The organism is Streptomyces sp. NPDC034111 (assembly GCF_055575375.1).
Map to the genome: position 1 here is coordinate 84769 of NZ_JBVIST010000011.1, position 19639 is coordinate 104407.

The 19639-nt window shown below is 71.7% G+C and carries 16 protein-coding genes; 6 read left to right on the forward strand and 10 right to left on the reverse strand.

The window, feature by feature from the left end:
• Positions 1-31: 31 nt before the first annotated feature.
• Entirely contained in the window at positions 32-730 is a 699-nt protein-coding gene (locus ACZ55A_RS23800) for an alpha/beta fold hydrolase (protein WP_468843406.1), read from the reverse strand.
• A 121-nt stretch (positions 731-851) separates the two neighbouring features.
• On the opposite strand from ACZ55A_RS23800, the gene paaK reads away from it, so the two are divergent.
• The 3 genes from paaK to ACZ55A_RS23815 all read left to right on the forward strand — a co-directional run bounded on the left by paaK (position 852) and on the right by ACZ55A_RS23815 (position 3088).
• Positions 852-2180 (forward strand): phenylacetate--CoA ligase PaaK, encoded by a 1329-nt coding sequence (gene paaK / locus ACZ55A_RS23805; RefSeq protein WP_468843409.1) that lies wholly within the window; start codon positions 852-854, stop codon positions 2178-2180.
• Positions 2181-2260: 80 nt separating this feature from the next.
• Positions 2261-2566 (forward strand): hypothetical protein, encoded by a 306-nt coding sequence (locus tag ACZ55A_RS23810; RefSeq protein WP_468843411.1) that lies wholly within the window; start codon positions 2261-2263, stop codon positions 2564-2566.
• A gap of 9 nt (positions 2567-2575) precedes the next feature.
• Positions 2576-3088, forward strand: a complete 513-nt coding sequence (locus ACZ55A_RS23815) for a hypothetical protein (protein ID WP_468843414.1) — start codon at positions 2576-2578, stop codon at positions 3086-3088.
• 89 nt (positions 3089-3177) lie between these two features.
• On the opposite strand, the gene ACZ55A_RS23820 is transcribed toward ACZ55A_RS23815, so the two are convergent.
• The 5 genes from ACZ55A_RS23820 to ACZ55A_RS23840 form a co-directional block, all read right to left on the reverse strand.
• Positions 3178-3978 (reverse strand): VOC family protein, encoded by an 801-nt coding sequence (locus ACZ55A_RS23820; protein ID WP_468843417.1) that lies wholly within the window; start codon positions 3976-3978, stop codon positions 3178-3180.
• A gap of 99 nt (positions 3979-4077) precedes the next feature.
• Positions 4078-5622, reverse strand: a complete 1545-nt coding sequence (locus tag ACZ55A_RS23825) for an acyl-CoA synthetase (protein WP_468843420.1) — start codon at positions 5620-5622, stop codon at positions 4078-4080.
• A gap of 60 nt (positions 5623-5682) precedes the next feature.
• On the reverse strand, positions 5683-7242 hold the full coding sequence (locus ACZ55A_RS23830; RefSeq protein ID WP_468843423.1) for an acyl-CoA synthetase: 1560 nt from the start codon (positions 7240-7242) through the stop codon (positions 5683-5685).
• 37 nt (positions 7243-7279) lie between these two features.
• Entirely contained in the window at positions 7280-8383 is a 1104-nt protein-coding gene (locus ACZ55A_RS23835) for an NAD(P)H-dependent flavin oxidoreductase (RefSeq protein ID WP_468843426.1), read from the reverse strand.
• A gap of 121 nt (positions 8384-8504) precedes the next feature.
• Positions 8505-8948: a hypothetical protein gene (locus tag ACZ55A_RS23840; RefSeq protein ID WP_468843428.1), complete on the reverse strand. Its 444-nt coding sequence runs from the start codon at positions 8946-8948 to the stop codon at positions 8505-8507.
• 242 nt (positions 8949-9190) lie between these two features.
• On the opposite strand from ACZ55A_RS23840, the gene ACZ55A_RS23845 reads away from it, so the two are divergent.
• Together ACZ55A_RS23845 and ACZ55A_RS23850 are read left to right on the forward strand one after the other, a co-directional pair.
• Complete coding sequence (locus ACZ55A_RS23845; RefSeq protein ID WP_468843431.1) at positions 9191-10444, forward strand: sensor histidine kinase; 1254 nt, start codon at positions 9191-9193, stop codon at positions 10442-10444.
• Positions 10429-11076, forward strand: coding sequence for a response regulator transcription factor (locus ACZ55A_RS23850; protein WP_468843434.1), 648 nt, complete (start codon positions 10429-10431; stop codon positions 11074-11076). Before ACZ55A_RS23845 ends, ACZ55A_RS23850 begins: the two co-directional genes overlap by 16 nt.
• A 16-nt stretch (positions 11077-11092) precedes the next feature.
• Here the strand turns inward: ACZ55A_RS23850 and ACZ55A_RS23855 are convergent, their stop codons facing one another.
• Positions 11093-12655: a phytoene desaturase family protein gene (locus tag ACZ55A_RS23855; RefSeq protein ID WP_468843436.1), complete on the reverse strand. Its 1563-nt coding sequence runs from the start codon at positions 12653-12655 to the stop codon at positions 11093-11095.
• A 216-nt stretch (positions 12656-12871) separates the two neighbouring features.
• Between ACZ55A_RS23855 and ACZ55A_RS23860 the strand changes: the two genes are divergently transcribed.
• Complete coding sequence (locus ACZ55A_RS23860; protein WP_468843439.1) at positions 12872-14179, forward strand: glycoside hydrolase family 27 protein; 1308 nt, start codon at positions 12872-12874, stop codon at positions 14177-14179.
• Between the two features lie 22 nt (positions 14180-14201).
• On the opposite strand, the gene ACZ55A_RS23865 is transcribed toward ACZ55A_RS23860, so the two are convergent.
• The 3 genes from ACZ55A_RS23865 to ACZ55A_RS23875 all read right to left on the reverse strand — a co-directional run bounded on the left by ACZ55A_RS23865 (position 14202) and on the right by ACZ55A_RS23875 (position 19497).
• Positions 14202-16169 (reverse strand): serine/threonine-protein kinase, encoded by a 1968-nt coding sequence (locus ACZ55A_RS23865; protein WP_468843442.1) that lies wholly within the window; start codon positions 16167-16169, stop codon positions 14202-14204.
• A gap of 33 nt (positions 16170-16202) precedes the next feature.
• Positions 16203-17099, reverse strand: coding sequence for an oxygenase MpaB family protein (locus tag ACZ55A_RS23870; protein ID WP_468843445.1), 897 nt, complete (start codon positions 17097-17099; stop codon positions 16203-16205).
• A gap of 376 nt (positions 17100-17475) precedes the next feature.
• Positions 17476-19497, reverse strand: a complete 2022-nt coding sequence (locus ACZ55A_RS23875; protein WP_468843448.1) for a glycoside hydrolase family 3 protein — start codon at positions 19495-19497, stop codon at positions 17476-17478.
• Positions 19498-19639: the final 142 nt, after the last annotated feature.

Below are 19639 nucleotides of genomic sequence, written 5' to 3' on the forward strand. Positions count from 1 at the left end.
GCGGGCAAGGGCGCCGGGACTGCGCAGCGGGCTACGAGCGGGGCGCCAGGAACGCGGTGACCGCGGCGAGGAATTCGCCCGGACGGTCCTCGTGGACGAGATGACCGGCGTCCTCGACGGTCACCAGGCGGGCACCGGGGATCCGCTCGGCCATCCCGGCGAGCTGTTCCTGGGGGATATGGCTGTCCGGTCCGCCCGCGATGACGAGGGTGGGCGCGGCGATCTTCGGCAGGGCGTCCCACCACAGGGGGTCGGGGGCGTTGCGCTCGGCCACCACCGCGGCCTTGGCGCCCCAGTCGAAGGCCTGCGGGCCCTCCGGCGCCTCCGGCAGCTCCTGCGGCGGCTCGGCAGGCAGCGGCGGGGCGGCCTCCTCCAGGACCAGCCGGTCCACCAGTTCGGGGCGGTCCGCGGCCACCAGCAGGGCGACCAGCGCGCCGAGTGAGTGCCCGATGAGGGTCACCCGCTCCAGGCCGAGCGCCTGGAGGAAGCCGATCGCATCGTCCCGCCACCGGGCGATGCCGTACTCGCCCGGCCGGTCGCTCTGTCCATGGCCGCGCTGGTCGAGGGCGAAGACCCGATGGGTGCCGGCGAGCCGGCCGACCACTCCGCGCCAGTCCTCACCGTCCTCCCCGAGACAGTGCAGCAGCACCACCGGGGGCACGTCCTCCTCGCCCCACACCCGATATGCCAGCTGGACCTCACCGACCTGCACTTTCCGGACGTCACTCATGCGCGGGACGCTACCCGTGAGCCGTCCGCGTCACGCCCCTTGACGTGTTCGCCGCGCGCTGATTACTTGGACCGCATTCAGCTACCGAATGATCGGTAGGGAGACGAGGCGGTGACACTCCATGCCGGATGCGGCGACGGGCGGGACGAGCCACGGTGGGACGTTCGACGAGGTGGAACGGCTCTCCAAGGACGCGTTGCAGGAGCTGCAACTGACCCGGCTGCGCGCCTCGTTGCAGCACGCGTATGACCATGTGCCGTTCTACCGGGAGTCCTTCGACCGTGCCGGGGTGCGGCCGCAGGACTGCCGCTCACTCGGCGACCTCGCCCGCTTCCCGTTCACCGTCAAGGACGATCTGCGCGCCCAGTACCCCTTCGGGATGTTCGCCGTCCCCAAGGAACGGGTGCGCCGGATCCACGCCTCCAGCGGCACCACCGGCCGCCCGACGGTCGTCGGCTACACCGAGCGCGACCTCTCCCACTGGGCGGACGTCGTCGCCCGCTCCCTGTACGCCGCGGGCGGGCGCCCCGGTCACACCGTCCATATCGCTTACGGGTACGGGCTGTTCACCGGCGGGCTGGGCGCGCACTACGGCGCGGAGCGGCTGGGCTGTACGGTCGTTCCGGCGTCCGGCGGCATGACCGCCCGCCAGGTCCAGATCATCCAGGACTTCCGGCCCGAGATCATCATGGTCACGCCGTCGTACATGCTCACCCTGCTGGACGAGTTCGAAAGGCAGGGCATCGATCCCCGCACCACCTCACTGAAGGTGGGCGTCTTCGGTGCCGAGCCCTGGACGCAGGCGATGCGCCACGAGATCGAGGAGCGGTTCGCGATCGACGCCGTGGACATCTACGGTCTGTCCGAGGTGATGGGCCCCGGCGTCGCCCAGGAGTGCGTCGAGACCAAGGACGGGCTGCACATCTGGGAGGACCACTTCTACCCGGAGGTGGTCGACCCCCTCACCGGCGAGGTGCTGCCGGACGGTGAGCACGGCGAGCTGGTCTTCACCTCCCTCACCAAGGAAGCGATGCCGGTCATCCGCTACCGCACCCGCGATCTGACCCGGCTGCTGCCCGGCACCGCGCGCCCCGCCTTCCGCCGGATGGAGAAGGTCACCGGGCGCAGCGACGACATGATCATTCTGCGCGGGGTCAACCTCTTCCCCGCCCAGGTGGAGGAGATCGTGCTGCGCACCCCCGGCGTCGCCCCGCACTTCCAGCTGAAACTGACCCGCGAGGGCCGGATGGACGAACTGACCGTACGCGCCGAGGCCCGGCCCGATGCCACGCCCGAGGAGCGCACGACGGCCGCCGGCCTGATCGCCCGCGGGGTCAAGGACGGCATCGGGGTCTCGGTCGCCGTCGAGATCGTCGACCCGGAGACGCTGGAGCGCTCGGTCGGCAAGATCAAGCGCATCGTGGACGCCCGGCCGCGGGACCGGAGTTGAGACCCTGCTCCGCCGCGGCGGCCCGGCCGGTCCCCCCGGGTACGTCCGGGCCCACCCGGCCTCAGCCATAGCATTTCGGCATGTCAATCAACATTGATCTTGAGCTGACCGTCACCGACATGTCCGGGCGGGAAGAGGCGGAACGGATAGTGCGTGCCCTGGAGGAGGTGGTGCGCGACGAAGGGATGGACCGCGAGGTCTGCTTCGCGGTGGACGAGCGGGAAGGCCGGCTCGAGGTCGTGGGCGGTTCCGAGTACCCGTTGCTCATCACCCGCTTCGGCCGCTGGCAGCCGGAGTTCGAAAGCCGCATCCATCAGGCGGTGCAGGCCGTGGCGCCCGCCGCGGAGGTGGCGTTCGCGTGGGGCTACCCGGACGACGGTGAGTGAACAGCGATCATGATCACTTACCTTGAGCAATTCGAGCAGGTCTTTCTCTACGCGTGGGACAACGACCCGGCTGCGGAGACCGGGACCCGAGCCAGGACCCCGTCGATCCTGTCGGTGGTGTACGAGCCGTTGGCTGCGGGGCGGCGGTGGCTGCTGTGGGCCGGGTCCCCGGAGTGGAGGGAGTTCGTGCCGTTCGACGACGTCGCGCAGGTACGGGAGTTCGCCCAGGCGATGCTGGACCTGGCGACGACGGCCGAGCCGTACGAGCGGGAGCTGGACTTCGAGGAGCCGGATCCCGGCACGACGGCCGAGGGCCCCGCGGAGGCGCTGTGCCTTGCCACCTTGTCGGTGGGCCGGGAGGCGGCCGACGGGCTTCGCGCCTACCTCAATTACCAGTCGTACTTCTCGCTTCCCGGCGGCCCGACCGCCCTGGGTATACAGGTCTGCTGCCTCGACGTCGACATCGAGCGCCTGCACGACGAGGCCAGGAGCCTGCTGGCGGTGCTGGACAGCGAGGACTGAGCCGCGACCCGTCCAGGGCCACTTCCTGGTGGGCATGACCCGGTGCACGGCCCCGGCACACGGCCCCCGGAGCCCCCCCGCGGCGTCGCTCAGGTCATGTCCGGGTCCCCCTTGATCAGCGCGAACGGGGCGCCGGCCGGGTCCTTGAGCATGGCCAGCCGGCCGACGCCGGGGGCATTGGTCGGCGGGATCAGGACCGTGGCGCCGTGGTCGGTGGCGGCGGTGAAGGTCGCGTCGCAGTCGGTCACGCCGAAGTACGGGTGCCACTCCGACGTGGAACCGGCCGCCAGATGCTCCTCCTGCAACTGCATGATGCCGCCGTGCCCCGTGTCGTCGGCCTTGCCGCCGCCCGGCGCGGAGACCACCGAGTAGACCAGGTCGCCGCCCATCGGCATGTCGTGGTAGCTCCAGGAGAAGACCGAGCGGTAGAAGCCCCTCGCGGCGGCCACGTCGGTGGTGTAGAGCTCCGTCCAGCACAGTGTGTTCGGTTCCATGACCGTCTCCAGACCCTGGACGTCGCCGGGCTGCCAGACCGCGAAGTCGCCGCCCGCGGGGTCGGTGAAGGCGGCCAGCCGGCCCGCGGTGAAGACGTCCATGGGCGCGACCCGCACCGAGCCCCCGGCCTGTTCCACCGCCTTGGTCGTGGCGTCCGCGTCGGCGGTGTGGAAGTACACCGTCCAGGCGGAGCTCGCGCCCTCCTCCATCAGCGGGCCGACGGCACCGACCGTCCTGCCGTCGAGCTGGAAGAAGCCGTACCCGCCGGCCTCCGGGCCGGCCGACCGGAAGCTCCAGCCGAACACGGCGGAGTAGAAGCCGACGGCGGCGTCGACGTCGGGGGCCCCGAGGTCGAGCCAGTTCGGGGTGCCGGGGACGTAGTTGGTGGTCAGCATGGGTGGTCCTCCGTCGTACGGATCGAGGCATGCACGGCTGTGCTCCCGCCGTTTCTCAGCATGGCAGGGGGCACTGACAGTCGCCCTTCCGCAGACCGCTCAGGGCGCGCCGAACCGCTCGCGCAGCTCGCGCTTGAGCACCTTTCCGCTGGCATTGCGCGGCAGCGCCTCCACGAACATCACCCGTTTGGGTGCCTTGAACGGCGCAAGGCGGGCCCGCGCCGCCTCGATCAGCTCCCGCTCCCCCACCGGGGCTGCTCCGTCCGTCCCGTCCGTGCGCCGCACCACCACCGCGGTCACCGCCTCGATCCAGCGCTCGTCCGGCAGCCCGATGACCGCGACCTCGGCCACCTGCGGATGCTCGTAGAGCACGTCCTCCACCTGGCGCGAGGCGACCAGCACCCCGCCGGAGTTGATGACGTCCTTGACCCGGTCGACGACCGTGAAGTAGCCCTCCGCGTCACGGACGGCGAGGTCCCCGGAGTGGAACCAGCCGTCCCGGAACGCCTCCGCGGTCTCCTCGGGCTTGTCCCAGTAGCCGGTGCACAGTTGAGGGGACCGGTAGACGACCTCGCCCCGGGTACCGTCCGGGACCTCCCGGCCCTCCTCGTCGACCACCCGCGCCTCGACGAACAGCACCGGCCGGCCGCAGGAGTCCATCCGGCCCTCGTGTTCGTCCGGGCCGAGGACGGTGGCCAGCGGCCCGATCTCGCTCTGTCCGAAGCAGTTGTAGAAGGCGAGCCGGGGAAGCCGGGCGCGGAGCCGTTCCAGGACCGGCACCGGCATGATCGACGCCCCGTAGTAGGCCTTGCGCAGCCCGCTCAGCTCCCGGGTGGCGAATCCCGGGTGGTTGGCCAGCGCGATCCATACGGTCGGCGGTGCGAACAGGCTGTCCGCCCGGCCCGCTTCCACCAGTGGGAAGATCCGCTCCGGATCGGGCCCGTCCAGGATGGTGTTCTCCGCGCCCACCGCCAGGTAGGGCAGCAGGAACACATGCATCTGCGCGGAGTGGTAGAGCGGCAGCGAGTGCAGCGGCCGGTCGGTCTCCTTGAGATCGAGGGCGAGCACGGCGCTGGTGTACTCGTGCACCAGCGCCCGGTGCGTCATCATCGCGCCCTTGGGCAGCGCGGTCGTCCCCGAGGTGTAGAGGAGCTGGACGAGGTCGTCGTCGGCCACGTCGGGCAGCGGGCCCGGTGCGCCGTCGGCGTCCGCGGCGAGCCGGCAGTCCGCCAGCCGCTCCAGCAGCCCGTCCGGCGCGCCGTACAGCGGCAGGGCGCGTACGGAGTCCGGCAGCCGGTGCGCCAGTGCGGTGTCCGTGAGCACCAGCGCACTGCCCGACTGGTCCAGGACATAGCGCAGCTCCCCGCCCGTGAGGCCGTGGTTGACCGGTACGTGCACCAGTCCCGCGCGGGCGCAGGCCAGAAAGCCGATCAGATACGCATCGGAGTTGTGCCCGTAGGACGCGACCCGGTCGCCGGGCCGCAGGCCGTCCGCCAGCAGCACCCGCGCCGCGTCGCTCACCGCCTCGTCCAGCTCGCGGTAGGTCCAGGCACGCTCCCCGTACCGCACCGCCGTCCGCCCGGGCACCCTACGGGCGCTGCGTCGCAGGACTCCGTCGACCGTGTTGCTCCGCGCTCGCCTCATGGCGCGATCCTCGGCCGCGCCCCACCCGGGGTCAAGGCACCCGGCCGCGGGAGCACCGCGCTATACGGCGCGCTCCCGCCCTTCCCAGTACGGGGCGCGCAGCCGCCTTTTGTAGAGCTTGCCGTTGGGGTCGCGGGGCATGGCGGTGAGGAAGTCGACGGACCTGGGGCGCTTGTAGGCGGCGAGCCGGCGCTCGCAGTGGGCCAGGATGTCGGCGGCCAGCGCGGGGCCCGGCGGGTGCCCCTCGGCGGGTTCCACCACGGCCTTGACCTCCTCGCCCCAGTCGTCGTGCGGGATGCCGAAGACCGCCGCGTCGGCGACGGCAGGGTGGCTCAGCAGGGCCGATTCGATCTCGGCGGGGTAGATGTTCACCCCGCCCGAGATGATCATGTCGATCTTGCGGTCGCGCAGGAAGAGATAGCCGTCCTCGTCCAGATGGCCGAGGTCACCGACGGTGAAGAAGTCCCCGATCCGGTTCTTCCGGGTCTTGCCCTCGTCCTTGTGGTAGCTGAAGCCGCCGGTGGTCATCTTCATGTAGACGGTGCCGAGTTCACCCGCGGGGAGCCGGTTGCCGTCGTCGTCGAAGACGGCCAGTTCGCTGATCGGCCAGGCCTTGCCGACCGTCCCTGGCTTCTTGAGCCAGTCCTCGGCGGTCGCGAACGCGCCGCCGCCCTCGCTCGCCGCGTAGTACTCCTCGACACAGCTGCCCCACCAGTCGATCATCGCGCGTTTGACGTGGTCGGGGCAGGGCGCGGCACCATGGATGGCGTGCCGCATCGCGCTCACGTCGTACGCCGCCCGGGTCTCCTCGGGCAGTGCGAGCAGCCGGTGGAACTGGGTGGGCACCATATGGGTGTGGGTGCAACGGTGTTCGTCCATCAGGGCCAGCATGTGCTGCGGGGTCCACTTGTCCATCAGGACGATGCGGTGGCCGATGTGCAGGGAGGCGCCGGCGAATTGCAGGACGGCGGTGTGGTAGAGCGGTGAGCAGACCAGGTGGACGTTGTCGTCGAACGGCTTGATGCCGAAGATGGCGAGGAAGCCGCCCAGGTGGGCGTCCTCGGGCGGGGTGCCGGGCAGCGGGCGGCGGATGCCGCGCGGGCGTCCGGTGGTGCCCGAGGTGTAGTTCATCACCCAGCCCAGGGTGCGGCCGTCGGGCGCGGACTCCCGCTGCCCGTTGGGGAGTTGGCCGTACGGGCGGAAGCCGTCGACCGCGCCCACGGCGTAGCGTCCGGCCGCCGGCAGTCCGGCCTCGTCGGCGGCCTGCCGCGCCGCCGCCCCGAACCGCTCGTGGGCGATCAGCACCTTCGCACCGGAGTCCGCGACGATCCAGGCGATCTCCGGGCCGACCAGGTGGTGGTTGACGGGGACGAGGTAGAAGCCGGCCTGGGACGCGGCGAGGTAGGCGGTGAAGAACTCCACGCCGTTGGGGAGGACCACGGCGAAGGCGTCGCCGCGCTCCAGACCCGCCGCGCGCAGCCCGTGGACCAGCCGGTTGCTCGCCGCGTGCAGCCGGCCCGCGGTCCACTGCTCGCCGTCCGGGTCGATCAGCACCGTACGGTCCGGGTCGGCGGTGGCCTGCGCCCAGAAGCCGTTGGGCGGTGGGGAGTCCGTCGTCATTCCGCTGTCCTCCTCGGTTTCCGGTAGGTCCGGGGGTTCATCCGCGTCCGGCGATCCGGTTGATGCGGTCGATGGCCCGCTCGAAACCGCGGGTGAGATCGTCGAAGACGGCCTGCACGCTCCGTTCGCTGGTCATCCGCCCGACGATCTGCCCTACCGGGGTGCCCAGCAGCGGTTCGACCTCGTGCCGCTGGATACGGGAGTTGGCCTCGGCGACCAGCAGGCCCTGGAGCGGCATCGGGAGCGCGCCGGGGCCGTCCGGGTCGTCCCAGGCGTCGGTCCATGCGGTCCGCAGCTGGCGGGCGGGCTTTCCGGTCAGCGCGCGGGAGCGGACGGTGTCGCCCGGACCGGCGGCGAGCAGCTTCGCGGTCAGCCGCCGGGAGTGCAGCTCGGCCTCCTCGGTGGTCAGCCAGATCGAGCCGAGCCAGACGCCCTGCGCGCCGAGGGCGAGCCCGGCCGCGATCTGCTCGCCGGCGCCGATGCCGCCGGCGGCCAGCACCGGCAGCGGGTCGACGGCGGCGACCACCTCCGGGGTGAGCACCATGGTGGCGATCTCACCGGTGTGCCCGCCGGCCTCGTAGCCCTGGGCGACGACGATGTCGATGCCGGCGGCCTTGTGGTGCCGCGCGTGCCGGGGGCTGCCGGCCAAGGCGGCGACGAGGATGCCGTGGTCGTGGGCGCGCCGGATGACGTCCGGTGGCGGGGAGCCGAGGGCATTGGCGAGCAGCTTGACCGGATAGCCGAACGCCACATCGAGCTGGGTGCGGGCGACCTGCTCCATCCACCCGGTGATCCGCCAGCCGGCCGCCTCGCCCTCTGCGAGCCGCGGCACCTGGTGCTTTTCGAGCAGCTCGGCGACGAACCGGCGGTGGCCCTCGGGGATCATCGCCTCGACCTCGGCCTCGCTGACACCCTCCACCTTCTTGGCGGGCATCACCACATCGAGTCCGTAGGGCAGCCCCTCGGTGTGTTCCTGCATCCAGTCGAGGTCGCGGGCGAGCGCGTCCGGTGCGGTGTAGCGGACCGCGCCGAGCACCCCGAACCCGCCGGCCCGGGTGATCGCCGCGGCGACCGCGGGAAAGGGCGTGAACCCGAAGACGGCGTGCTCGACCCCCAGCGTGTTGCTCAGCTCCGTCTGCATGCGCGCAGGATGCCGCAGCGGGCCGTACGAGGGAAGAGATTTTCTGATGCTGCGTCAGAAAGCTTGCGCACGGGCCGGGAAGAGACATGATCCCGGAGGTGGCCGACCGCCCCTTCACACCCTACGAACTCTTGGGGAAGGCGGCGCGCAGTCCCGATCCATTGCTGAGGAAGGCGGCCGCGACGAGGGGGAGGGCGCACAGGGCCTGCACCGTGGCGAACCACGCCGGGCAGATACCCGGAATCATGTCGACGGCGACGATCGCGAGCGGCATGACGACCGAGAGGATACGCACACGGAGATAGGCCCAGCGTGCGCCCCGTGAGGCACGGACGGTCAGCCAGTGAACCACCGCGGCGCTCGCGAGGGCTCCGGCCGACCGGCCCCACATGAACGAGGTCACCGTGCGTCCGGTGAGGGCGAGAACGGCGACCGTGATGAGCACGGCGGCGCTGAGTGCACCGTAGGCAGCGACGAGGAGCTTCGCCTTGCCGAAGGCCCGTTGGGTGCGGGGGTGGTTGAGGTGGCCGGGCTCGGCGGTGGCGTGGCGGGTGGTGGTGTCCATGTCTCTCTTCGTCTCTCTTCCTTCGTGCCGTTGTCGTGGTGTCGACGCTAGGGAGCACAGGGGTGGTGCGGTATGCGCCTGGGCGTACCAGGGGGTGGGGCCAGACCTACTTCCGGGCCGATCCGGCGGAGATCGGACTCCTCGCGGCGCACAGTGGTGACATCACGTCCAACCGGCCCGGTCGGAGCAGTGCCGCAACACGCGGGCGCCACGGCCGGGTTGTCGAGCGAGAAGGAAGGGACATGCGACAGCTGGTGTCGTGGGTGGCGAGTGCCGGGGTGGGGCTCGTGCGCGCCTGTGTGGTGGTCATCGTCAGCATGCTGGTCCCGGCGGTGTGGGCCGCCGCGGTGGTGCTGGGGATCCGGTGGTTGGGCCCGTGGTTGTGGATACCGCTTTTCGTGTGGGCGTGCATGGGCACGCTCGCCCTGTACCGCCCGGTCTGCCGGATGTTCCGCTCCCTCGTCGCGAGGTGGACGGCCACCGTCATCCCCGCCGGGTACCGGCAAGCCGCTCCGGTGGTGCGCATGTCCACCGGGTACTGGTGGAACGGCTTCACCTACGCGCGCAGCAGCCGTCAGGCCCGCCAGGAGCAGGAGTGGCGGGTCCGGTGGAGCGATCCGGCCACCTGGCGTGACCTGCGGTTCACGGCGATCGCACCGCTCACCGTGGGTGTGATCGCGGCCGTCCCACCGGCCGGAGTCGCGGGAGCGGTCGTCGGGTTGTCCCATTCCACGCTCGCCGCGCGCGCCCTCGGTGTGCTCGGCCTGGCCGTGGCCTTCGCGAGCGCCCCGTACGCCTGGCGGTCCGTCGAGCCGGTGGCCGTCCGCTTCCTGCGTCCGTCGCCCGCGATGCTCCTGGCGGAGCGGGTCGATGAGCTGACGGTCCAACGCGCGGATGCGACGGTCGCGCAGGCCGCCGAGATCCGCCGGATCGAGCGGGATCTGCACGACGGGGCGCAGGCCCGCCTGGTCGCCCTCGGGCTCTCCCTGGCGACCGCCGAGAAGCTGCTGGAAACCGACCCCGACCAGGCCAAGGCGCTGATGCGGGAGGCGCGGGCCGGTGCCACCACCTCGCTGACCGAGCTTCGCGAACTGGTCAAGGGGATCAACCCGCCGGTGCTGAACGAGCGAGGGCTCATCGATGCCGTGCGCGCTCTTGCCCTGGACAGCCCGCTCGAAGCTGAGGTCAGCGCCGGCCTTGAACTCCGCCTGGACCCGCCGATCGAGTCCGCCGTGTACTTCGGGATCGCCGAACTGCTGACCAACGCGGTCAAACACGCCCGTGCCTCCCGGGCGCGGATCTCCTTCACCCGGGACGGCACCGGTCTCGTCGTCGACGTGGAGGACAACGGCCGCGGCGGGGCCGGTGTGCACGCCGGCGGTGGACTTGCGGGGCTGCGCCGCCGCCTCGCGGTGTTCGACGGCACCCTGGAGGTCACCAGCCCGGCAGGCGGGCCGACGCGCGCGAGAATGGTGGTGCCATGCGCATCGTTGTAGCCGAAGACCTCTACCTCCTGCGTGACGGCATGGTCCGCCTCATCGAGGCGTACGGACACCAGGTGGTGGCGACCGCGGCCACCGGACCGGAGACGCTCGACGCGCTGCTGACATGGCGGCCGGATGTCTCCGTCGTCGATGTCCGCATGCCGCCGACCCAGTCGGACGAGGGGCTGCGGGCGGCGCTTGCCGCCCGCCGCGAACTGCCGGAGCTGCCGGTTCTGGTCCTCTCCCAGCACGTCGAACAGCTCTATGCCCGCGAACTCCTGGCCGACGGCACCGGTGGCATCGGCTACTTCCTCAAGGAAAGCGTGTTCAACGCCGACCAGTTCATCGATGCCCTGGAACGCGTCGCCGAGGGCGGGACCGCCATGGACCCGGCCGTCATCAGCGCACTGCTCTCCAACGGAGCCTCCGGCCGACGGCTTGAACGGCTCACCGAACGCGAACACTCCGTGCTCGCCCTCATGGCCGAGGGGCTGTCCAACCAGGCCATCGGCCGGCGGCTGTTCCTCAGCGAAAGCGCCATCAGCAAGTACACCACCTCGATGTTCGGCAAACTCGGCCTCACCGATGACGACAGCAACAACCGCCGCGTCCTCGCCGTCCTCGCCTACCTCAACACGCCATGACGGGACCCCTGGACCCTCACCCCTCCTCCAGCACCGCCATCGCCGCATTGTGCCCAGGGATGCCGCTCACTCCCCCGCCACGCACCGCGCCCGCCCCGCACAGCAGGACATTGGGGTGAGTGGTGGCCACGCCCCAGCGGGCCGGTGCGCTCGCGGTGTCGCCGGCGTCCGGGTCCGCGTACGGGAAGGCCAGCTCGCGGTGGAAGATGTTGCCGCCGGGCAGGCCGAGTTCGCGCTCCAGGTCCAGGGGGGACTTGGCCTCGATGCAGGGGCGCCCTTCGGCGTCGTGGGCCAGGCAGTCGGCGAGCGGTTCGGCGAGATGGGTGTCGAGCTCGGCGAGGGTGGCCGTCAGCAGGCGCTCGCGGGTGCCGTCGTTGTCGGCGGTGAACAGCCGCGCCGGGGTGTGCAGACCGAACAGGGTGAGCGTCTGGTAGCCCTGGCGGACCAGGTCGGCGCCGAGGATGGAGGGGTCGGTCAGCGAGTGGCAGTAGATCTCGGACGGCGGGGAGACCGGCAGGTCGCCGGACGCGGCCTGCCGGTAGGAGCGCTCCAGCTGGCCGTAGCCCTCGGCGATATGGAAGGTGCCGGAGAAGGCTTCGCGGGCGTCCACGTGGGTGTCGCGCAGCCGCGGCAGCCGGGTGAGCAGCATGTTCACCTTGAGCTGGGCGCCCTCGGCGGGCGGCGGCGGGGTCTCGCCCAGGAGGTGGGCCAGTTCGCGCGGGGAGGCGTTGACCAGCACCCGGCGGGCGCCGATCGTGCCCTGCTCGCAGCTGACCTCGGCCGTGCGGCCGTCCGTGGCGATACCGGTCACCGGGCAGTGGGTGACGATCTCGGCGCCGGCCCGGCGGGCGGCGTCGGCCAGTGCGTCGGTGAGGGCGCCCATACCGCCGAGGGGGACGTCCCAGTCGCCGGTGCCGCCGCCGATGACGTGGTAGAGGAAGCAGCGGTTCTGCCGCAGGGAGGGGTCGTGGGCGGTGGCGAAGGTGCCGATCAGGGCGTCGGTGAGGACCACGCCGCGGACCAGGTCGTCGGTGAAGGTCTCCTCGACGAGCTCTCCCAGGGGCCGTTCGAAGAGCGCCTGCCAGGTGGCGTCGTCGTCGATCAGGGCGCGGAGCGCGGCGCGGGTGGGCAGGGGTTCGGTGAGGGTGGGGAAGACCCGTTCGGCGAGCCGCCGGGTGGTGCCGTAGAAGCGCTGCCAGGCGTCGAACTCCCGGTCGGAGCCGGTGAGTTCGGCGAAGGAGGCACGGGTACGGTCCTCGCCGCCGCCCACGAGGAGGCCGGTGGGGCGGCCGTCGCGCACCACGGGCGTGTAGGAGGAGACGGTGCGCTTGCGGACCGCGAAGGACAGCCCGAGGTCCCGCACGATCTTCGGCGGCAGCAGGCTGACGAGGTAGGAGTAGCGCGACAGCCGGGCGTCGACCCCGGTGAAGGCCCGGGTCGACACGGCGGCACCACCGGTGTGGTCCAGCCGCTCCAGCACCAGCACGCTGCGCCCGGCACGTGCGAGATAGGCGGCGGCCACCAGTCCGTTGTGCCCGCCGCCGACGATGACCGCGTCATACGAAGTCCGTTCCGGCATGCCCCTTGGTAGCACGCGGTGATCTCCGTCGCCAGGTACACGCGGCTGAAACCTCCGGGCGGGTCGGTGCGGCTTCTTGACCGGCCGGGGGGCTGCTCCTAACGTCCGGCCGTGCTCCGTCCCGGCGCCGCGCCACCGCCGCCTCCCCCTCAGGCCCCCTGGCATCAATCCCACTGACCTCCCACCAGGCCGTCCCGCCCACCCGTGAGGTGACCCGTGTCCCACCCTTCGGTACCCCGCATCGGCCGCAGCCTCGCCGGACTGACCGCCGTCGCCGCCTGCTCGGCCGGGCTGCTCACGGCCCCCGCGCCCGCCTCGGCCACCTCCGGCCCGGCCCGCGTGCCCGGCGCCCCGCGCGCCGCGGCGCCCTACCCGAACCTCGCCCCGAGGCCCCCGATGGGCTGGAACAACTGGTCCTACTACACCTGCCACATCAACGAGAAGGTGGTCCTCGACAATGCCCGGGCGCTGGTCCGTACGGGGCTGGCCGGGCGGGGCTACGACACGGTCACCATCGACGACTGCTGGATGAGCAGACAGCGCGGCCCCAAGGGCGAGCTGGTGCCGGACCGGACGAAGTTCCCGCACGGCATGGCGTACGTCGGGGAACAACTGCACCGGATGGGACTGAAGTTCGGCATCTACGAGGACGTCGGCACCCTGACGTGTGAGAAGTACCCGGGCAGTCTCGGCCACTTCCGCCAGGACGCGGAGCTGTTCGCACGGTGGAAGGTGGACTACGTCAAGGCCGACGGCTGCAATGTGCCCGTCGCCCGGGGGCACAGCAAGGAGGAGACCTACCGCGAGCTGTACGGCCGGATGAGCAGCGCGCTGCGGGCCACCGGCCGCCCGATCGTCTTCTCCGTCTCGGCCCCCGCCTACTTCCAGTTCAACGGCGACAGCGTCTGGCACCGGGTCATCGGCTGGTCGTCCGAGCTCGGCAACCTGTGGCGGGGCGGCCGGGACGTGGCGCTACAGCAGAGCACCCCCGCCGCGAAGTGGGCGTCCATCGTCTACAACTTCCGCTACAACGCGAATCTCGCCGGCCTCCAGCGGCCCGGACGCTGGAACGATCCGGACTTCCTGCTGGCCGGCGACAGCGGCCTGACCCGGCAGGAGATGCAGAGCCAGATGTCCCTGTGGGCGATGATGGCCGCACCGCTGATCTCCAGTACGGACCTCGGCAAGCTCTCCCCGGCGGCGCGTGAGGTGCTGGGGAACGAGCAGGTCATCGCCGTCGACCAGGACGCACTCGGCACCCAGGGCCATATCGTGCAGCAGGACGAGGACTCCGCGGTGCTCACCAAGCCGCTGCGGAACGGCGACCGGGCGGTCGCCCTGTTCAACTCGGGCGACTCCCCGCGCACGCTGGAGATCACGGCCGGTGCGGCCGGGCTGCCGGACGCCTCCTCCTACCGGCTGCACGATCTGGTCAGCGGCCACCGCAGGCACACCGACGGGGACATCGTGGCGCGGGACGTCCCGGCGCACGGCACGGTGCTCTACCGGGTCACCCCGGACTGACCGGAGGGCCCCGGCGCCCCGGCTACCGCCGGCGTTCGGCGCGCTGCCGGCGCAACGCCGCGACCCGGCGGCGCAGGGTGTCCGCCTCCTCCTCGCGGCCCAGCTGCTCCAGACACTGGACGAGATCGCTCTGGCTGGCCAGCGCGTCGGGGTGGGTGGCGCCCAGGACCCGTTCGCGGGCCCCGGCGACCTGACGGTAGCCGTCCAGCGCCTCACTCCAGCGGCCGAGCCAGCCCAGGGCCACGGCGGTCTCCCGGCGGCTGACCAGGGTGTCGGGGTGGTCCGCGCCGAGCACCCGCTCGCGCGCCGCGGCCACCTCGCCGGACGCCGCCAGCGCCTCCTGCCAGCGGCCGAGCCGGCCGAGGTTGACGGCCAGGCCGTGCCGGGCGCGCAGGGTGTCCGGGTGGTCGGCGCCCTGGGCGCGGGTGCGGTCCGCCGCCAGGTCGCGGTAGAGCGTGAGGGCATCGGCGCTGCGGCCGAGCCGGGCGAGGCCGATGCCGACCTCGTAGCGGGCGGCGAGCGTGTCGGGGTGGTCGGGGCCGAGTGAGGCGCCGCGGACCGCCGCGACCTGCCGGTAGGTCTCCAGCGCCGCCACCCACTGGCCCAACTTGCCCAGTACATAGGCGAGTTCGTAGCGGGTGGTGAGGGTGTCGGGGTGGTGGGCGCCGAGCACCCGCTCGCGTGCCAGAGCCACCTCGTGGGTCATGGTGCGGCAGTCCTCCAGCCGCCCCAGGCGGCCGAGGTTGAGTGCGAGGTGGTGGCGGCAGCTGAGGGTGTCGGGGTGGTCGGGGCCCAGGGCACGCTGCTGGCCGGTCAGCACCTCGGCGTAGATCTGGTGCGCCTCGAAGTACCGGCCCTGGCGGCCCAGCGCATGGCCGGCCGCCAGCCGTACGGCGAGGGCGGCGCGGCGGTCGTCCGGGGGCGCGGGGCTGGCGATCGCGGCGGCGGGGGCGGCCGCGTCCCGGGGGTCGCCGCCGGTCCAGGCGTCGGTGAGGACCGTGGTGGCCCGGCCCGGCAGGTCAGGGTGCGGGCGCCGGGCGGCACCGGCCGGGGAGCCGGGGGTGATGCCCTGCGTCCAGGTGGGCAGCTGTGGGACGGTGACCTCGCCGGGGCTCGCCGCGGAGCCCCGGGCGGGGTGCGGATGGCGGGCGTCGGCGAGGCGTTTGGCCAGCTCGTCGGCGTCGCGCGGGCGGTCGTCCGGGTCCTTGGCCAGCAGCTCCAGCATGATCCGCTCATAGGCCTCGGGCAGGTCGGGGCGGAGCGTACGGGGCGGGGCCGGGTCGGTGTCGCGGTGTCCGACGAGGACCGCCCAGGCGTCGCCCAGGTCGAACGGCGGGACGCCGGTGGCCAGCTCGTAGAGCACACAGCCGAGCGAGTAGAGGTCGCTGCGGTGGTCTATGGGGTGCGCGCCGATCTGCTCGGGCGACATGTAGTGCGGGCTGCCCATGGCGACGCCGGTGCCGGTGAGGCGGGCGGTGAAGCCGATGTCGTGGTTGAGCCGGGCGATGCCGAAGTCGCAGATCTTGACCGTGCCGTCGGCGGTGCGGACGATGTTCGCCGGCTTCAGATCGCGGTGGACGATGTCCTGTTCGTGGGTGTAGGCGAGCGCGGCGGTGACCTGTTCGGCGATCTCGATGACGTCCGCCACGGGCAGCGGCTGGCGCCGGTTGTCGTCCAGCAGCTGGCTGAGGTTACGGCCGCTGAGCAGCTCCATGACGATGAAGAGGGTGCCGTCGTCCTCACCGAAGTCATGGACGACGGTGATGCCGCGGTGCTGGAGGGCGGCCGCGACCCGGGCCTCGCGGCGGAATCGTTCCCGCAGCACCTGGAGGAACGACGGTTCGTGCCGGGGGCCCAGGGGCTTGAGGCACTTCACGGCGACCTGCCGGCCCAGCGAGGCGTCACGGGCCCGCCAGACCTCCCCCATCCCGCCCCGCCCGATGGTGTCGAGCAGCCGGTAGCGCCCCTGGATCAGCCTGTTTTCCGCCATCACGTATCGCCGCCCCCGTCCCCGCCCTCGCGGTCAGCCGCGCAGCTCCCCCCGCGCGTCCCCGTGCCCGTCCAGTATGGCGGCGCCACGGCGGAGCTTGTAGGGCGCTGGGCGGGTGTCGGGGCCGAGTCGTGCGACGGCGCGCAGGATGTGACGGGGTGGCAGCTGCCAGCGGACGGTGGACGGAATGGCGCGAAGGAGGTGGCCGGTGGCGCGTAGTCGGCGGGTGACGGCGTCCGGCGGGGGTGCCGGGCGCCCGTAGAGCGCGTGCGCATATCCCGGGAGTGCGCCGTAGGCGAGCTGGGCGACCCATCGCCAGAGCACCTCGCGGGCGGGGACGAGCGGGGCGGGGGCGGGCGGACGGCGCAGGAAGTCGTCCACCTCCCGGGCCTCGCGGGTGAGCGCGAGTTCGGGCCGTACCCGGTCGAAGTAGGCGGCGAGCGCGGCCCGGTCACCGGGGACGACGTCCGGGTCGAGGCCGACGAGCCGGGCGCTCGCCCGCTGCTCGTCGAGGTAGCGGTCGGCCTGGACGGCGCTGACGGGGTAGCCGGAGCGGCGCAGCACCTGGAGGTAGGAGTCCACCTCCGCGCAGTGCACCCACAGCAGCAGGGCGGGCTCGTCGATGCCGTAGCGCTCGCCGGTGGCGGGGTCGGTGGCGGTCAGCCGGCGGTGGATGCCGCGGACCTTCGCACCGGCCCGCTCGGCGGCGTCGGTGGTGCCGTAGCTGAGGGTGCCGACGAAGTTGGCGGTGCGCATCAGCCGGCCCCAGGCGTCGCGCCTGAAGTCCGAGTTCTGGAGGACCCCGCGCACCGCGCGCGGGTGCAGCGCCTGGAGGTAGAGCGCCCGCACGCCGGCGATCCACATCATCGGGTCGCCGTGCATCTGCCAGGTCACCGAGCGGGGCCCGAAGAGCCCGGGGTCGCCTGCCATCACCACACCTCCCGGCCCTGGTGCGGCTCCGCGCGGCACCTGCCGCCCGTCCGGGCCACTGCTCTCATTCCCTCATATCGCGCACCGTGAGGAAAGGCATCAGGACGGGAGCTCTCCGGTCGCGCCCACCGCGGCGTCCCGCGCCTGTCGACGAAGGCACCGGCCCCACCGGGATCGTCGGCCGGTGCCTGGCACGACAAGGTCGTCCCGTTGTCGTCCCACGGGCCGGAGTACGAGGAGGCGAATCCGCCGGAGACCTGGTTCTGGCCGGCGATCGAGAAGGCGGTGGCGAGCTGCGGAGTGCCTCGCCTTGTTGGCGGCGTTGGGAGCCGGCCCCGGGTAGGGACCGGCTCCACCGCATGGATCTGGCGGGCGGTCAGCGCAGTGCGCCACCGGCTCGCGTCGTATGGCCGTAGCCGTACGGGAACAGCGGGTCGTAGTTCTTGTCCCCGACGTTGATGGGCTCCTGCGCCTCGCTGCGCGGCCAGGTCACCGGGAGCTTGCCGGTGAACGGACGCTTGCCGAACAGCACGTCGGCCACGCCTTCGCCCTCACTGCCGGGAAGCCACGACATGACGAAGGCATCCGTCTTCGGCAGCTCGTCGGTGACGATCTGCGGGCGGCCCGCAACGTCGAGAACCACGCACGTCTTGATCGCCCCGCACACCCGGTCGATGTTCGCCCGGTCTGTGTCCGAAAGGTTCAGGGTGCGGCCGTTGTTGCCGACATCGCCCACGCCTTCGGTATAGGGCGTCTCGCCGACCACCACGATGCCCACGTCGTGGCCGCTGGTCGGCGCCGACGCGTCCTTGCTGTACGTCACGTTCGAGGCGTTCTGCTTGATGCCCTGAAGGATCGTGGTGCCGGGGAACGCGGTGTTGCCGGACTGGCCCTGCCAGGTCACCGTCCAGCCGCCCGCCTGGTTACCCAGGTCGTCGGCGTTGGTGCCGGCGACGTAGATCCGCTGGGAGGGCTTGAGCGGCAGCGCGTGGTCGGCGTTCTTCAGCAACACCTGCGACCGTACGACGGCGCGGCGCGCCACCGCGCGGTGGGCCGGCGAGCCGATCGTGTCGATGTTCGTGCGGTCGGTGTACGGGTGCTCGAACAGTCCCAGCTGGAACTTGGCGCGCAGAATGCGGCGCACCGCGTCGTCGATGCGGGACATCGGGACCTGTCCGGCCTGGACCTCCGCGATCAGGGTCTGCACGAACTTCGGGGCACTGTTGGGCTCCATGAACATGTCAACACCGGCGTTGACGGCCGTGCGCACCTGCGCGGCGTAGTCGCCGGGTATCTGGTGGATCGCCTCCCAGTCGCTGATGAGGAAGCCCTGGAAGCCGATCTTCTGCTTCAGGACGTCCGTCAGCAGCTCCTTGTTCGCATGCATCTTGACCGGGTTGCCGACGCCGTCCTCGGTCCAGTCGACGCTGGAGTAGGAGGGCATGATGCTGCCGACGCGGTGCTGTTGGACGGCCGGAATGTACGGCGCCAGGTCGGTCTTCCGGAAGTGCTCGCGATCGCTGATCGTCACACCCTGGTCGATCGTGTACGTGCCGGTCGTCGACGTGCCGTACGTCGTGTCGCCGTCACCGGCGTAGTGCTTGGCGGTCGCCAGGACGCGGTCGCGACGGGCGAGGTCCTTCGGGTCCGTGCCTTGGAGGCCGTCGATCGCGGTCTCCATCTCGGTGACCAGCTTGGGATCCTCGCCGAAGCTCTCGTAGGTCCGGCCCCACCGGTCGTCGCGCCCGACGCACAGGCAGGGGGCGAAGGCCCACTGGGGCCCGGTCGCCCGGGTTTCGGTGGCCGTGATGTGCGCCGCCTCACGTACCAGCGCCGGGTCGCGGGCCGCGCCCAGTGCGATGTTGTGCGGGAAGAGGGTGGCACCGACGAGGTTGCCGTGGCCGTGCACCGAGTCGATGCCGTACAGCAGCGGGATGTGCAGCCGCGTGGCGAGCGCGTGCTTCTGGTAGCCGTCGAACATGTCCGCCCAGGCTTTGGGCGTGTTGGGGGTCGGCGCCGAGCCACCGCCGGAGAGCAGGGAGCCGAGGCCGAGGCTGGTGATCTTGCTCTGGTCCTCATCGACAGCGGCGCGCTCGGCCTGCGCCATCTGGCCGGCCTTCTCCTGGAGCGTCATACGCCCGAGGAGGTCGCTGACCCGCTGCTCCACCCGGAGCTTGGGGTTCAGGTACGGCGCCTTCTGACTGCTGGAAGACGTCGGGGACGTCCCGGACTCCGGGGAGGTTTGCGCCGATGCTGCGGGCATCGCGCCGGCGGCCAGCGCCGACGCAGCGAGCAGTGCGCCGACGAGGCGGGATCTGGAGGCACGCCCATGTGGCAGAGCCCTGCGAGACGGGTGAGGTATCAAGTTGGACTCCTTGGCTGGAAGGGGCTTCCACATGGGAGCCGGCTTTCGAAGAAGCCGCCGAGGCAGAACGAACCACGCCGACCGGTCAGGACAGTCGCGTGCCCGCTGTCAGCCCGTCAGACGCCGTACATACCGGGACCCTGACGGTTGGCCGAGATACTTCTCCAGGCCCATC